The following is a 15,053-nucleotide window of genomic DNA, read 5'->3' on the forward strand; positions in this document are numbered from 1 at the left end:
TGTTGTGAAAATGATCGAGCTCGCCGCCTGGCAGCTCACAACCCGCGAATGGCTTCGGCCAGGTCAGGGCCGTAGGAAGCCCAGCAGATGACTGAGCCGTCGGGGTCGAGCTGCCCCATGAACCAGTCTTCACCAACCCTTGCAAGGCACATGTCATAGCCATGGAAGGCAATGATGACGTCGGGCTGGAGGACGCCATAGTCGGCGAAGCCGTGCTGTTCGACGACGACGAGTCGTTCAAGCGAGAGCAGATCTGCTTTGGCGTCATCCGATGCGGAGCGGACCTGCTCGATCGTCCATCCGTCGGGAAGAAGTGAGTTCACTGCCGCATGGTCGCAACGAACGGTGTCTCACAGCCACTCGTTAATTGCGGCGACCTGCACGGTCGCGTGATAGCGGACAGCGAGCTTGTCATACCTCGTGGCGACCGCGCGGTGGCGCTTGAGCCTGTTGATCCCACACTCGACCGCGTGCCGCTGCTTGTAGTCGTCCTTGTCGAACTTAGGTGGGCGGCCGCCTTGGGAGCCGAGTTTCTGGCGGTTGCGGATCTGGTCCGCCTTGTCCGGGATGGTGCACTTCAAGCCGCGTCGTCGCAGGTAGGCGCGGTTCGCGCGGGAGCCGTACGCCCTGTCCGCGCGGACCCTGTCCGGCTTCGTGGGGGGGCGGCCGGGGCCGGTCCTGGGCACTCGGATGGCGTCCAGGACCGGCTGGAACTGGGGACTGTCGTGCCGCTGGCCGGCGGTGACGAGCAGGGACAGCGGCTTCTGTCCCTGCTCGACCGCCAGGTGCAGCTTGGTGGTCAGCCCGCCGCGCGAGCGCCCGAGTCCGTGGTCATCGGGCTCGGTGTCGACGCCACCGGGAGGCTCCTTCTGTAGATCCCCTTTTTACGCGCTCCAGCGGCATGCCGGTGGGCGCGCGCGATAGTGGAGTCCACGCTCACGTCCCACGTGATCAGGCCTTTTGCGTCGGCCTCGGCCTGCAACTGTTCGAAGATGCGCTTCCAGGTGCCGTCACGCTGCCACCGCCGGAACAGGTCGTAGGCCTGGCCCCACGGCCCGTACCGCTCAGGCAGGTCACGCCAGGGCGCCCCCGTCCGAGTCCGCCACCGTGTGCCATCGATCAACTGCCGACGAGTCCACGTCCGCGGGCGGCCCGGCTTCTTGCCCACCGGCAGCAACGGCTCCAGCCGCTCCCACTGGCCGTTCGTCAGATCACCACGTCCCACAGATCGTGATCCATCTACGACCTTGATCCACTTTCGCAACAGACCCTAGTTGGGGTCGATCAGCGGCGCGAGGGCGGTGGGGGCCTGGAGGCGCTCGTCGAGGCCGATCCTCACCTCGGACAGGAACGACAGGTCGGGGCGCAGGCCGGTCAGGACGACGACCCGGTCGACGGGCTCGCTGCGGCGGCCGTCCTCCGCGACCAGGCGGTGCCGACGTGCGCGAGGCCACGACAACGTCCTTGCCGCGGAAGAAGAACCCGTCACAGGTCGTGCACCAGGACACGCCGCGGCCAGAGGTCGACGGGGAGGCGAATACCGGTTTCCCCTTCCGGAGACAGCTTGCGGGCTGCATTGCGCATCGATTTGCGTGATTTTGCTGATGTCTGCGGGATCGCTGCCCTGGAAGCATCGCGGCGTCGCGTGGAGGACGTCACCCCCGCGGCTTCATCCGCAAGCGTGGTGCCTCTCGCCGACACATCCGGCGAGCCCTCGCACGAGTTCTCAAGGAGAGTCCTATGTCCGTACTCGCGGACCGAGTCAATGTCAGCGCCGAAGTGGCGGCGATCCCCCTGCGTGCCACCGCCGCCAACCTCGGCGGCAGTGAGGTGCCCGCGCTGTGCACGCCCGCGGTGCTCGGCATCGCGGTCACCGCCGCAGCGTTCGGCGCCGGCTTCATGGTGGGATACGCCGGCGGTACCCGGCCCAACTAGTCCGCGCGGTGGACCACACCGAAAGCCGAACGACGGGTTCCCATGTCTGTTCTGACTGGTCGCATCAACTCCGACCGTTCACTGACTGCGATTCCCCTGCGGTCCACGACGGCGCTCGAGGTCGGGGACCTCGCCCCCGCCCTGTCTGCTCCGGCCACGCTCGTCGGATCGCAGGTGTGTGTCACGGTCACGATGGGCTACACGCTCGGGCAGACGGTCGGCACCAAACTGCCGCAGTAGTCCATGCAGTGGGCCGTGCCGAGGGCCGTCGGGCCGAACGGAGCGCCGGTGTCGAATGTCGGCACCGGCGGCACGTCTCCAGCGGCGAGAAAGCGGCACACCGACCGGCCGCCGCGCCGTGACACACAGCATGCCGGACGCGCCCATCCGACCGCCCGCATCCCCGCAGCGCGGGGCGCATCGGCTGCCGACGGCTGGCGCAGCCGACAACCCGCACAACACACCCAACCAGCATCCCAAGGAAAGAGCTCATGTCCGTTCTGACTGATCGCATCAACTCCCACCCCTCCCTGACCGCGATTCCCCTGCGGTCCACGACGGCGCACGAGGTCAGTGACCTGGCCCCCGCGCTCTCCACTCCCGCCGTGCTCGTCGGAGCGCAGCTCGTGGCCGCAGCCGCCGCAGCAGCCGCCGCTGGCGTCATCGTCGGCCAGGCGGCCGGTAACCATCTGCCGCAGTAGTCCGCTGGTGGGCGGGCCGGGCCCCGGCCCGCCCACCACGCCACCGCCGACCCCCACGATCCGTCAGCCGAGAAGGGACGATCAGATGGCCGACACCTCACTCCAGGCCGGTCTGCGTGACAAGGCAGGGCCCCCGGCGGACCATGCGCCCGCAGACCCGGCTGTCTCACCACCGTGTCAAGAGTCGACAGCTCCGGCCGCTGGCACCGAACCCGGTTCACGCCGTCCCCTCTCGCTCAGGGAGTCGTTCGACGCCGTCAGCGCGCACCTGCGGCCGCACCGGGCCGGGGCCTCCCTGGCCTGCTCCCTCCTCGTCGTCTCCGGGGCGGTCGCCCTGGCCCAGCCCCTCGTGGTCCGCGACCTGCTGTCCGCCTTCGCGGTCGGCCGGGACTGGCAGCGCCAGGCATGGGAGCTGGTCGGCCTGGTGCTCCTCGACGCCGTCGTGGTGGCTTTCGGCAACTATCTGCTGATGCGGGCCGCCGAAGGCGTGGTGCTGCACGCGCGGCGTGCACTGGTCGCGCACGTGCTGCGGCTGCCGATGGTCGAGGTCCACCGCCAGACGCCTGGCGACCTGATGGCCCGGGTGGCCGGCGACACCATGCTGCTGCGCCAGGTCGTGACCCAGACCCTCGTCCAGGCCCTCACCGGTTTCGTCACGGTCATCGGCACCCTGATCATGATGGGCATCGTCGACCCGACCCTGCTCGTCGTCACGCTCGGTGTGCTCCTGCTGCTCGGGCTGGTGGTCGGCGTCCTCATGCCCCGCATCCGCCGCGCGGCTCTGAGCGCGCAGGACGCGGTGGGGTCCATGGGGGCCGCGCTTGAGCGGGCCCTGACCTCTTTCACCACCGTCAAGGCGTCCGGCACCGAGGAGCTCGAGGCCGGGCGGGTGGGAGACAGCGCCAAGGCCGCGTACAACCAGGGGATCAGCCTCGCCTGGTCCACCTCGGTCGCCGGGACCTCGGCGGGTCTGGCCATGCAGGTGGCCTTTCTGACCGTCCTCGGGGTCGGCGGCGCCCGCGTCGCCGACGGCGCCATCTCGCTGGCGACGCTCATCGCGTTCCTCCTGTACGTGATGTACCTGGCCCAGCCGGTGCTGTCCTTGGTCAACGTCGGCACCTATTTCCAGGCGGCCCGGGCGGCGCTGCAACGCATCGCAGAGGTCCAGCGCCTGCCCGTGGAACCCCTCGACGAGCCGGAGACGGACTCCCCTGCCGTGGCACCGCGCCGGGCGGCCGCCTCGGTCCGCTTCGACAACGTCACCTTCACCTACCCAGGCCGCAAGGACCCTGCGGTGGACTCCTTTTCCCTGACCGTTCCCGCGCGCGGGCTCACGGCCATGGTCGGCCCCTCCGGCGCCGGAAAGACCACCCTGCTCAGCCTGGTCGAACGGTTCTGGGACCCGGACCGCGGGCGCGTGCTGCTCGACGGGACGGACCTGCGGCAGTGGAATCTGCGCGACCTGCGGGCCGGCATCGGCTACGTCGAGCAGGACGCCCCGGTGATCGCCGGCACACTGCGAGAGAACCTCACCTACACCGCGCCCGCCGCCGACGAGGCACTGCTGTGGGAGGTGCTGCGCACCACCCGGCTGGAGGCGCTGGTGGAACGGCTGGACGGCGACCTCGACGCCCCGCTTCCCCGCGGGGGAGCCTCGTTGTCCGGGGGTGAGCGGCAGCGCATCGCCATCGCCCGCGCGCTGCTCCGCCGGCCGCGCCTGCTGATCCTGGACGAGGCCACCTCGCAGCTGGACGCCGTCAACGAGGCGGCGCTGCGCGAGGCGGTCGACGAGGTCGCCCGCACGACGACGGTGCTCGTCGTCGCGCACCGGCTGTCCACGGTGCTCTCCGCCGACCTCATCGCGGTCGTCGACCAGGGAGGTCTGCGCGCAGTGGGCAGGCACGCCGAACTGCTGCGGCATGACGTCCTCTACGCCGAACTCGCCGCCAACCAGCTGGTCGGCTGACACCGCAACCACTGTAGACGCCGGCCGCCAACGGCCGGCAGACAAGAAGGAAGGAGGCCGGACTTCATGACCGTGACGTCACGGCTGTTGCAGGCCGTCAGATCCTCCGTGTCGTCCCCGTCGCTCAGCAGATCGACCGCCCTGGCCATGACTGAGCGGCTGAGCGCGGCGACTCATCTGGTGGCCAGCCTGGAGTTCCTGACGACCGAGAAGGATCACGGGCCGGGCGGCGTTAACAACTGGGAGGTCAGCCGCGCGAATTTCGCGACTGCCCCCGCGACGGTCCGCAGGCTGCTGGACGCGGCGGCCGACCGCCGCACCCGACGGATGCTGCACCTGGCCCGAGCCGGGGCAGCAGCGGCCCTGCTCGCACCGCTGCCCAGGCGCGGCCGGCTGGCCGCCAACGCGGTCGTCGCGGGCACCTCGCTCTTGCTGTACCCGGGGCATCTCTATGGCACCGATGGCAGCGACCAGGTGTCCTTCCTGGTCCAGACCGTTACCACTGTGGCACGCGCGGGGGAACGCAACCCCAGGGTGGTGGATGCGTGCCTGTGGTTCGTGGCGGGACAGTCGGTGCTGTCGTACGCCGTGTCCGGGTGGGTGAAGCTGGCTGGCCCGACATGGCGCAGTGGGCAGGCGCTGCCCGGCATCATGCGGACCGAGTCGTACGGCGACCGGACCACCTGGGAGCTGATACGACGCTTCCCGCGGACCGCCCGTGCGGTCGCTGCCGGCGTGCTCGTGCTGGAATGCGCCTTCCCCCTGGTGTACGTCGCCCGTGGTCGGCCCGCCCGGCTCATGGTGGGCTCGGCGGCGGCCTTCCACCTGGCCAACGCCCGGGTGATGGGGCTGGGCCGGTTCGTTTGGTCGTTCGCCTCCATGTACCCGGCGGTGCTCTACACCGCGGGCCTGCCTCAGCTGTCCGGCGCCGACACGGAAGCCCACCCACGTCACGACACACTGCCCGTGGTGGCCGCGGGCCTGCTGGGAGCCGGCTGGGCGGCCGCGGGGATCGCGGCGGCGCGCAACCGCCGGGCGGTGCTGCGCGGTCGCGGGGACGAGCTCATGGTCACCACGTCGGCGGGAAACACTCTCGCCTACCGGTGGACCGCTCCGCCGTCCGGCGCCGGGACGACGGGCGAGCCGCGGCCCGTGGTGATCCTCGAGAACGGACTGGGCAGTTCCGAGGCGCATTGGGAACACATCGTCCAGGCGCTTTCCGCACGTCATCATGTCGTCACCTACCAGCGTGCCGGGTACGGCCGGAGCACCTATCGGGGGCAGCCGCAGGACTTCGACCTGGACGCGGCCGTCGAGGACCTCGTCGATCTGGTGAAGCAGACTGCCGGCGACCGGCCCGTCGTCCTGGTGGGCCACTCCCTCGGCGGGTATCTCGTCACCAGGGCCGCCGAACGCCTCCCCGGGCACATCGCCGGAGTCTGCCTGGTCGACTCCAGCCACCCGGACGAGTTGCGGCGCTCGCCGCGCCAGGCACAGGGCGGATCGCACCTGACCAGTTTCTTCGGCCAGGTGTCCGTCTCCCTGGCGCTCGGCCTGGGCGTGCTGCTCAAAGAGCCCGACTGGGCCCGCCAGCTGCCGGGCCGGGCCCGGTCCCAGGCTATCGCCGAGTACCGGGACCGGCGCCTGTGGACGGCGGCGCGACGCGAATGGCGGGCCACGCAGGAGCACTTCGATTCGTTCGACGGCACGCTTCCGCGCATGGACGTCCCCCTGCTGGTACTGACGGCGGACAGGACGGCCGTGCAGGACCCCGAACTGCGGCGGATGCACGCCGAACTGGCGGAACGCTCGCCACGTTCCCGGCACACCGTGCTGGAGGACTCCGACCACAACGGACTGCTGTCCGGCGAGAACCAGGCCGGGCGCGTCGCGATGCTGCTGGACGCCTTCATCACGGACCTGGCCCGACCAAGCCACGAGGAGAGCGACGATGACCACCCCGGGAATTGACCTGACGCGCCCGACACTCGGGCAGAAGGCCTGCACCGCCGCCGTACTGGGCGGACTGGCCGCCTGGTTCGGCGCGACCTTCGTCAGCCAGCACCCGCAGATGGCCTTCGACCGGGTCCGTGCGTACGACAAGATCGGGCTGCTGGTACCCAACTGGCGGTTCTTCGCGCCCGAGCCGGCCCGGCACGACTACCACGTCCTGCACCGGGTCCTCACTGCGGACGGTGAGGAGACGCCCTGGACGCAGACCACCCAAATCACCCCGCGGACCTGGACACACACGGTGTGGTTCCCCTCCCGCCGCCGGGAGAAGGCGGTGTTCGACCTCGCCTTCGATCTGATCGCCCTCATGGGACAGCCCGGCGCCGATGTGACGGCTCACCCGGCGTACTGGACGCTGGTCGACATGGTGACCCAGGCGGTCCGGGCCGAGTACGGTGACCGCGCCCTGCCGCAGGGCTTCCAGTTCCTCGTCGCCCGGCACACGGGCTACGAGCAGGAGCCGGAGCCGGAATACATCTTCGTGTCGGCTTTCGTCCTGCTGCCCACACCGGTTGGCAGCACCGATCCGGCGACGAGGGCGAGTTGAGTCCCGCCATGGGGCGGCACCTGGGCAGCGCCTCCGCGGGCGCCGTGGACGCGGCGGTGGTCGGAGCGGGACCGAACGGACTGGCGGCGGCGATCACCCTGGCCGGAGCCGGTCTGAAGGTCGCCGTCTACGAGGCGGCGGACACCGTGGGCGGCGGAACCCGCACTGCGCAAGTGACGCTGCCCGGCTTCCGGCACGACATCTGTGCCAGCGTGCATCCGATGGGGCTCGCCTCGCCCTTCTTCCGGGCATTCGACCTCGCCGCGCACGGTGTGGAGATGCTGCGGCCCGAAGTCGCCTACGCCCACCCCCTGGACGGGGGCGGCGGCGGGCTGGCATGGCAGGACCTCGGCCGGACCGCGGAATCGCTGGGGCCGGACGGGCGGGCCTGGCAGGCGCTGTTCGCCCCGTTGGTGGACCGCTGGCAGCAGATGGCCGACCTTGCCATGAGCGACCTGCGGCACCTTCCCGCTCACCCCGCCGTCGCGGCCCGGCTGGCCCTGGGGGTACTGGAGCAGGGCTCGCCGCTGCGGTCCCTGCGCTTCCGTGGCTCCGCCGCCCGGGCGCTCCTCGCCGGGGTGAGCGCCCACGGGATCGCACCGCCCGGCTCCCCCGTCGCCACCGCGGTCGGCGTCGTCCTCGGCACCTTGGCTCACGCCGTCGGCTGGCCCGTCCCGCGAGGAGGTACCCAGCGGATCGCCGACGCCCTGGCGGCGGAACTGCGCGACCGCGGCGGGGAGATCGTCACCGGTCACCGGGTCCGCTCGCTGGACGACCTGCCGCGCGCCCGGGCTGTTCTGCTGGACGTCGCCCCCTCTGGTCTGGCTGCCATCGCGGGCGACGCGCTGCCGTCCGGCTATGCCCGCGCTCTGCGGACTTCCCCGATGGGACCGGCGGTCTGCAAGGTCGACTTCGCGCTGTCCGGCCCCGTGCCGTGGACGACGGCCGACTGCGAACGAGCGGGCACCCTGCACCTGGTGGGCACCCATGAGGAGGCGGTGGCCGCAGAGCGGGAGGTCAGGCGCGGCAGGCACCCGGAACGGCCCTATGTGCTGGTGGTCCAGCCTGGGGTCGTCGACGCCTCCCGCGCACCCGAGGGACAGTGCACGCTCTACAGCTACGCCCATGTCCCCCACGGCTCCACCCTCGACCTGGGGGACGCCGTGACCGCGCAGATCGAGCGCTTCGCGCCAGGATTCCGCGACCTGGTCCTGGCCCGCCGGGTCACACCGGCCGTTGCGCTGGAGGACCACAACCCGAACTACGTGGGCGGCTCCATCATGGGCGGCGACCTGTCACTGTGGCGGACGGCCATGCGGCCGGTGGTCCGCTGGGACCCCTACACGACCCCGCTGGAGGGCTTGTACCTCTGCTCGGCTTCCACCCCGCCCGGCCCGGCCGTCCACGGCATGTGCGGTGTACACGCCGCGGGGCGGGCGCTGCGCCGGCGGTTCGGGATCCGGACGGACCCGCTCGATCTGGTCCGCGCGCCCCACGGGCGCGGCGCGACGGCAGAGCCGCACGGCGCTGGCGCTGGGTGACGTGGTGGGCGGCGTTGCGATGGGGCCGACGGCCTGCGTGAACAGATCGACCAGGTCACCACTGCCCTCGCCGAGGTCGAGGTCCGCCTTGCCGAGACCGTCACCACCTGCAACGTCGTCGACGACCTCGCTGTGCCTGAGCGCGCAGTGGCCCCGGAGGGGACCACCACCACCTACCAGCGCATTGGGACCGCCCTCAACGAGCGCCCCGGGCAGGTCGTCCGGGTACGCGACCTCCACGAATCTCTCGGGCTGCCCACCGACGAGCCCTCGATCAACGTCACCCGCTCCCGACTGGGACGACTCGTTCGTCAGGGACTGCTCGACCAACCCGGACGAGGCCGCTATCAGGAACCGGAACCTGTCAAAGCGATCAAGGCAGGTGATCACGTCTAACTTTTGGTCTGTAACTTCGGGTCTGTCCGCGATCAGACAGGCCCCCGCGGTCAGAGTCGGAGTTCCGCGAGCACCGGATTGGCCGCGAGTCGCGGGTACGTGCCACTGAGCTCGGTCAGCACGGCCTGCCGAAAATTCAGCCATGAGTCCTTGAGGTCAGCGAGCTCGCAGACCACCTCGGCTGCCGCGTACGTGCACGAGACCCGCACCTTCCCCTCGTCCGGGGCGAACTCGATCAGCTCGGCGTTCTCAGTGAGCCTTTTCAGGGCGAGCACCGATCGGGTGATGGCCGTGGGGTCGGCATGAGAGCAGAACGAGCGAGGCTCACGGGCGGTTGAGCGAGATGTCTCACGTCTCAAGCAACCAGCCAGGGAGCCTCGTTGGTCACCTATCCTGCCGCACTGGACCTGCTGCACGCGCTCGTTGAGTGGGTCACCATGCTGATCGTCACGCGAGAGGGTGACCGCCGCTGCAAGCTCCGCCCCTCCCGACGGGCGCTGGTCGCGCTGGTCTACCTGCGCAAGCACGACACCCTCGCCCAGATCGCCGCCGGCTTCCGGATCAGCGTCGGCACCGCCCACGCCTACGTTCACCAGGTCACCGAGATCCTCGCCCGCAAAGCACCCGGCCTGGCCCAGGCCCTACGCAAAGCCGACGCGGAGTACGTCCTGGTCGAGGGCACCCTCGCCGAGTGCGGCCGCGTCGGAGACGGACGCGCAGACTACTCTGGTAAGCACCCCCGCCACGGCGTGAACCACCAGCCCGACGGGCAGGCTCGCGTGGATCTCCCGCGCCCTGCCCGGCCGCACCCACGACCTGACCGCCGCCCGCACCCACCGCATCGTGAAGACCTGCGTCCGGCTCCGCGTTCCCGCTCTGGCCGACATGGCCTACACCGGCGCCGGCGGAACGTTCGCCGTGCCGACCAGGCGCCCACCCCGCAAGGAGCTCTGCGTCAGGCAGCGATCGCCGAACCGGGCCCACGCCCGTCTCCGCTACCCGGTCGAACGCGGAGTGGCCACGGTCAAGCGCTGGAGGATCTTTCGCCACGCCCGCTGCAGTCCGAACTGGCTGACGTCAGCAGCCAAAGCCGTCCTCACCCTGGAGTTGCACCGCTGAAAAGGCTCCTTACCTTCTTGGTGGGTTCGTTCCGCTCATTCGTACGATCGGAAGGCCCAGGGGCTCCGGGTGTGGCTCAAAAGGTTCATGCCGAGGCTGTGGCTTCCACTGATTGGCCGCCCGGTGCCCCGCGACGACACGGCCACTCATTGGGATGCGCGAACTCGATCGCTTCGTAAGGACACGTCGGCGTGGTCGTCTGCAGGAAGCCAAGACACGGACCGACGAGGAGGCGCGAATGCCCGAGCTATGGGCGGGGACGGATGCGGGCAAGGCCGAGCACCACTGCACGGTGATCGATGCCGAGGGCAGGCGGAGGCTGTCCCGGCGGGTGGCCAACGACGAAGGCCCCTTGCTCGAACTGATCGGCGAGGTATTGCAGTTGAGTGAGGGCGAGCCGGTGACCTGGGCCATCGACCTGAACGCCGGCGGTGCCGCCCTGCTGATCGCCCTGCTGGTCGGCCACGGGCAGAAGCTGCTCTACATCCCCGGCCGCACCGTCCACCACGCCTCCGGCAGCTACCGCGGCGACGGCAAGACGGATGCCAAGGACGCCTACGTCATCGCCGACCAGGCCCGCATGCGCCGCGACCTTCAGCCCTTGCAGGCGCCGGACGAGATCGCCTTCGACCTGCGGATCCTCACCGCCCGGCGCTACGACCTCGCCGCCGACCGCACCCGGGCGATCAACCGTCTGCGCGCCCAGATCCTGGAGTACTTCCCGGCCCTCGAGCGCGCCTTCGACTACAGCACCTCCAAGGCCGCCCTCGTCCTGCTGACCGGCTACCAGACACCCGCCGGCCTCCGCAGAATCGGCGAGGCCCGCCTCGCCACCTGGCTGGCGAACCGCAAAGTCCGCAACGCCAAAGCGGTGGCCGCCACCGCGCTGGAGGCGGCACACGCCCAGCACACGGTGATCCCCGGAGAGAAGATCGCCGCGACCATGGTGCACACCCTGGCCAGGGACGTGATGGCCCTGGACGAGGAGATCACCCGCACCGACACGGCGATCGAGGCCCGGTTCCGCGAACACCGGCACGCCGAGGCGATCACCGGCATGCCCGGCATCGGCACCCTGCTCGGCGCCGAGTTCATCGCCTGCACCGGCGGCAACCTGGACGCCATCGGCACATCCGGCCGCCTGGCCGGCATCGCCGGCCTGGCCCCCGTCCCCAAGGACTCCGGACGCATCAGCGGCAACATGCGCCGACCACACCGCTACCACCGCCGTCTCCTGCGCGTCTTCTACCTCTCCGCCCAGGTCGCCGCTCGCTGCTGCCCAACCTCCAAGGCCTTCTACGAACGCAAGAGGAGCGAGGGCAAGTCCCACAACCAGGCCGTCCTCGCCCTCGCCCGGCGCCGCCTCGACGTGCTCTGGGCCCTCATACGGGACCAGCGCACCTTTACCACTGAGCCGCCCCGACGCGATCTCGCAGCGGCATAACCCCGCCACCGTCCGCTACCCAGGCCCTTGACAAACCCGATTGGGAATCAGTGAAGCCGACCGTCGAGTGCTCGCCCCGCCCCAAGTGTTCGAGTACACCCTTCTTCTTCGTCGAGGCCGCGTCCTCCTTCTCGGAGTGCGACAGGGCCAGCACACCGTCGATGTCCACAACCACTTGGCCGTCCGAGTTCGGTGCGGCCTGGCCGGCCCCGATGCTGATCCGGCCCGGCCTGACTCCGGGACATCGTTCTTCCAGGTCCCGATCGACTGCTCGGACACCTTCGCCCGGCGCGCAGCCTCGGCAATCTCACCGGCCAGGATCGACAGCACGATCCGGACTTTGTGTTCCGGCGGCGACGCCCGTGGCCTCGCCATGAACGATCAGACTGCTTCACACGACAGGGCCCGCAACAAACGAGCTCTGCCACAAAGTCTGACGCGCGACATCGGCCACCGTGCGAGTGAGTGCCGCGCGATTCGGTACGCCTAGTTTCCGGTACACCCGGCTCAAGTGACTGTCAACCGTCCTCACACTCAGATGCAGTTTGTCAGCGACTTCCTGGCTAGTCATGCCAGAGCTCACAAGTTCGGCAATCTCGCGTTCCCGTGCACTGAGCACAGCCAGACGATTAGCCGTGTTCGGTTCCGCCGCATATGTGGCGAGCCGACTGCGTTCGCGGGCCGCTTCATCGGCCAGGCGTGCAGAGCCGCACTCGCTGGCTAGGTATGCGGCCTGGCTCAGCCATGTGTGCACGTCGCGGGTTCTCCCCGCATCAAGGGACACCTTCGCAGCTGCGAGCATTGTGCGGCATGCCTCGATGCGCTTGCCGCGCAGAGAGAAGTCTTCGATGGCCAGCTGCGCGCTCAGCACAGCCTGTTCGATGTCGCCGCGCAGAGCGTGGGCTCGCATTCGGGCACGCAGGGCGAACCCTCGCCGGCCATGGGTCGGAAGCTCTTCGACGCACTGCTCGGCGATGGCCGCCGTCTGTTCGGCCAGCCGCTCATCGCCGCTGATCTGAGCGGCCAGGGCCAAGGCGTCGCACCAGCGTGGCTTGCGCCAGGTGGTCAGTCGGGGCAGCGCGGCCCCGCCCACGGCGTCCAGTAGGAGCCACTTGCCGCGAATCGGATCTCCGCTGAGCAGGGCAGCCTCAGCGTGATAGCTGCGCACGGTGATCGCCCACGCCGTGGAATGACCGCTTGCGATGTCCCAGGCTCGTTGGGACAGAGCGTGCACATCCTCCACATCTCCCGGGCGTCCCTGCCAGAGCAGTGCCCGGGCTCGCGCCTGCATGAGGATCGCTGTGGTCGCAGGGCTGTCGTTGTGCTTAGCGTCATGGGCGGCCTCGTTGAGGGTAGCCAGCGCCGCGCCCAGATCCCCCGAGCGCAGCTGGACCTCGGCCAGAGCCTTCAAAATGGCTGGCAACACGTAGTACTGCCCGCTGCGTCGGGAGAGTGCGGCCCCGCGGGTGAGGTGGCGTTGGGCGTCCATCAGCTGGACGAGCGTCGCTTCAGCGAATCCCAGCTGGTAGATGGACTGTAGGTTGTCCAGGATGGCGGCATCGGTAGCGGAATCGATGAGTTCGGTGGCACGCGCTGCTGCGGTCTCCGCCAGCGCTTGTTGGGACGAGAAGAGGTGGGCCAGGGAGGACAGCGCGAGGGCGTGGGCTTCCCCGGCCGTGTCCTGGTGCCTTCGCTTGATCGATGCGGCCGCTTCGGCGTGCTCCAGGGCTACCTTGTAGTGCTGCTGGTCGAGCGCGATGTCCGCCAACTCCGTGTGCAGGGAGGCCGCCACCACAGTGTCGTGCTCGGGCACCGCAGTGAGGCCGGCTCGCGCCAAGGCGGCGGCTTCGTTGTACTGGCTGAGCAGTCGTTCCACTCGGGCGGCCTCCGCGAACGCGGCCGGGTCCAGTTCTCGCACACCGGGTGAGTCCGGTCGCAGTGAGTGCAGCAGCGTTCGGCTCTCTCGTACGCGACCTGTCAGCAGACTTGCATGTGCGAGGAGAACCTGGGCCTCATGCCATTGCGCCTCGCCTGTCTGCAACAGCGGGACTGCGGCCTGCAGAAGGTCTGCGGCGACGGCGGGAGCAGTCGGGAGCGACTCTCGTGCGGCGTCGATCAGGGTAGGGACCTTGTGGGACTTCTCGGGTTCGAGGGCGCGTGCGATGTGGTAGGCACGCTGGATCACCGGTGCTGATCGCTCGGCAAGCGCGGCCTCGGCACGTGCGTGGAAAGCGGACAGATAGCTTGGAGCGAGCCGCTCGTAGATGGCCTCGGCCAACACCCTATGACGCAAGGCCCATTGCCCCGCGCAGCCAATCGGCCGAACGAGGTCGAGATCGCTGAGGACATCGAGCGCGGCCAGTGTTTCAACGGTGTCCAGGCTCGCGACCGCGGCCAACAAGTCCGGGGGGGCCGGACCGTCGAGCACGGCCGCAGCCCGGACGACCGAGAGGGCCGAAAGATCGAGATCGGCCAGCTCGTACAGGATCGCTGCACCTGCGTCGGCACGTGCCTCGCCCTGGCCGGCAATCGCCTTGAGGTACTGCGGATTTCCAAGCCCTTCTTGATGGATATGGTCGAGGTCCGGCCGATCGCCGAGGAGCTGGCGGGTCTCGCCAAGGGACAGCGGCCCGATCTGCCACACCTCCAGTTGGCTTGCCGCGGCAGAGTGGTGGAGCATCGTGGCAAGCGCGGGTGGCAGTTGCCGCGGCCTATACGCCACCAGCAATAGCAGCGGGCCGGTGTTGGCGGCCCGGATGAACCACAGCACCTCAGAAATCTGGCCGGGCTCAAGAAGATGCAAGTCATCAAGCAGTACCACCGACGGAGGTCTTGCAGGCGCCCTACCCTCGAAGCCTTGCACGTCCTGACTCCCCGAGTACAACGCGTCAGGAAGCCTTAGGGGGTTCCAGTCGCGTCCGTTCGCCGTGAAAACCTCAGTTCCGTTGGGGCGAGCGTGCGCGATGAGCGCGGACATCAAGGCGCTCTTGCCGATGCCAGGCTCCCCTGAGAGCGCGATCGCACGACCTTGGCCGGACCGCAGACCGTGCAAGGCTGCTCGCAGGTCCCGCAGTTCTTCGCCCCGGCCCACCAGGTTGGGTCTTGTCTCATATCGTGGAACGGCGACGTCCGGTTCAATCACTTCGTCATCTCCAACACATGCGTGATCGTCTTACGCCGGTGGAACTGTGGGCTCCGCGCATGGGGTCAGCAGCGCCTTCAACGCCCCGGAGGGTACAGAGAGATCTTGGGAGAACTCTGTGAAACCCAGTCGCGGACACCGCGCACCGGCAAGTCCCCACGCGGGGCAGCACGGTCCGGTGGCGCCGCCGATGGTGCCACCGGACCGGGGGTCACGCCCGAGCTACCGTAATCGGGGCCTTGGTGCGCA

13 protein-coding genes and 2 pseudogenes are annotated in these 15,053 nt (G+C 69.4%); 10 read left to right on the forward strand and 5 right to left on the reverse strand.

Annotation, left to right across the window (positions count from 1 at the left end):
* Positions 1 to 35: 35 nt before the first annotated feature.
* The 3 genes and pseudogenes from KSNIM_RS00250 to KSNIM_RS00260 form a co-directional block, all read right to left on the reverse strand.
* Positions 36 to 323: a hypothetical protein gene (locus tag KSNIM_RS00250; protein ID WP_263101150.1), complete on the reverse strand. Its 288-nt coding sequence runs from the start codon at positions 321 to 323 to the stop codon at positions 36 to 38.
* A gap of 27 nt (positions 324 to 350) precedes the next feature.
* Positions 351 to 1,225, reverse strand: a protein-coding gene (locus tag KSNIM_RS00255; RefSeq protein WP_263101151.1) for an IS5 family transposase whose coding sequence is annotated in 2 segments (ribosomal slippage) — positions 351 to 878 and positions 881 to 1,225 — 873 coding nt in all. Because the reading frame shifts where the segments join, the coding sequence is not laid out codon by codon here.
* A 48-nt stretch (positions 1,226 to 1,273) separates the two neighbouring features.
* A pseudogene (locus KSNIM_RS00260) lies at positions 1,274 to 1,429 on the reverse strand (flavoprotein); the annotation flags it as partial.
* Positions 1,430 to 1,740: 311 nt separating this feature from the next.
* Between KSNIM_RS00260 and KSNIM_RS00265 the strand changes: the two are divergent.
* The 8 genes from KSNIM_RS00265 to KSNIM_RS39295 all read left to right on the forward strand — a co-directional run bounded on the left by KSNIM_RS00265 (position 1,741) and on the right by KSNIM_RS39295 (position 9,099).
* Positions 1,741 to 1,935, forward strand: coding sequence for a hypothetical protein (locus KSNIM_RS00265; protein WP_263101152.1), 195 nt, complete (start codon positions 1,741 to 1,743; stop codon positions 1,933 to 1,935).
* Between the two features lie 42 nt (positions 1,936 to 1,977).
* Positions 1,978 to 2,175 (forward strand): hypothetical protein, encoded by a 198-nt coding sequence (locus tag KSNIM_RS00270; RefSeq protein WP_263101153.1) that lies wholly within the window; start codon positions 1,978 to 1,980, stop codon positions 2,173 to 2,175.
* Positions 2,176 to 2,426: 251 nt separating this feature from the next.
* Positions 2,427 to 2,636 (forward strand): hypothetical protein, encoded by a 210-nt coding sequence (locus tag KSNIM_RS00275; RefSeq protein ID WP_263101154.1) that lies wholly within the window; start codon positions 2,427 to 2,429, stop codon positions 2,634 to 2,636.
* A gap of 268 nt (positions 2,637 to 2,904) precedes the next feature.
* Positions 2,905 to 4,602, forward strand: a complete 1,698-nt coding sequence (locus tag KSNIM_RS00280; protein ID WP_263107780.1) for an ABC transporter ATP-binding protein — start codon at positions 2,905 to 2,907, stop codon at positions 4,600 to 4,602.
* 66 nt (positions 4,603 to 4,668) lie between these two features.
* Positions 4,669 to 6,573: an alpha/beta fold hydrolase gene (locus KSNIM_RS00285; RefSeq protein ID WP_263101155.1), complete on the forward strand. Its 1,905-nt coding sequence runs from the start codon at positions 4,669 to 4,671 to the stop codon at positions 6,571 to 6,573.
* Positions 6,554 to 7,162: a DUF5819 family protein gene (locus KSNIM_RS00290; protein ID WP_263101156.1), complete on the forward strand. Its 609-nt coding sequence runs from the start codon at positions 6,554 to 6,556 to the stop codon at positions 7,160 to 7,162. Before KSNIM_RS00285 ends, KSNIM_RS00290 begins: the two co-directional genes overlap by 20 nt.
* An 8-nt stretch (positions 7,163 to 7,170) precedes the next feature.
* Positions 7,171 to 8,703, forward strand: a complete 1,533-nt coding sequence (locus tag KSNIM_RS00295) for a phytoene desaturase family protein (protein ID WP_263101157.1) — start codon at positions 7,171 to 7,173, stop codon at positions 8,701 to 8,703.
* Between the two features lie 147 nt (positions 8,704 to 8,850).
* Positions 8,851 to 9,099 (forward strand): type IV toxin-antitoxin system AbiEi family antitoxin domain-containing protein, encoded by a 249-nt coding sequence (locus KSNIM_RS39295; protein ID WP_411543835.1) that lies wholly within the window; start codon positions 8,851 to 8,853, stop codon positions 9,097 to 9,099.
* A 50-nt stretch (positions 9,100 to 9,149) separates the two neighbouring features.
* Here the strand turns inward: KSNIM_RS39295 and KSNIM_RS00300 are convergent, their stop codons facing one another.
* Positions 9,150 to 9,374, reverse strand: coding sequence for a hypothetical protein (locus tag KSNIM_RS00300; protein ID WP_263101158.1), 225 nt, complete (start codon positions 9,372 to 9,374; stop codon positions 9,150 to 9,152).
* Positions 9,375 to 9,479: 105 nt separating this feature from the next.
* Between KSNIM_RS00300 and KSNIM_RS00305 the strand changes: the two are divergent.
* Positions 9,480 to 10,218, forward strand: a pseudogene (locus KSNIM_RS00305) (transposase family protein).
* A gap of 238 nt (positions 10,219 to 10,456) precedes the next feature.
* On the forward strand, positions 10,457 to 11,662 hold the full coding sequence (locus KSNIM_RS00310) for an IS110 family transposase (protein WP_263101159.1): 1,206 nt from the start codon (positions 10,457 to 10,459) through the stop codon (positions 11,660 to 11,662).
* Positions 11,663 to 12,053: 391 nt separating this feature from the next.
* On the opposite strand, the gene KSNIM_RS00315 is transcribed toward KSNIM_RS00310, so the two are convergent.
* A complete protein-coding gene (locus KSNIM_RS00315; protein WP_411543627.1) occupies positions 12,054 to 14,804 on the reverse strand; it encodes a LuxR C-terminal-related transcriptional regulator in 2,751 nt (916 codons plus the stop codon).
* Positions 14,805 to 15,053: the final 249 nt, after the last annotated feature.

The sequence above is a fragment of the Kitasatospora sp. DSM 101779 genome (assembly GCF_025655475.1).
Classification (GTDB): domain Bacteria; phylum Actinomycetota; class Actinomycetes; order Streptomycetales; family Streptomycetaceae; genus Kitasatospora.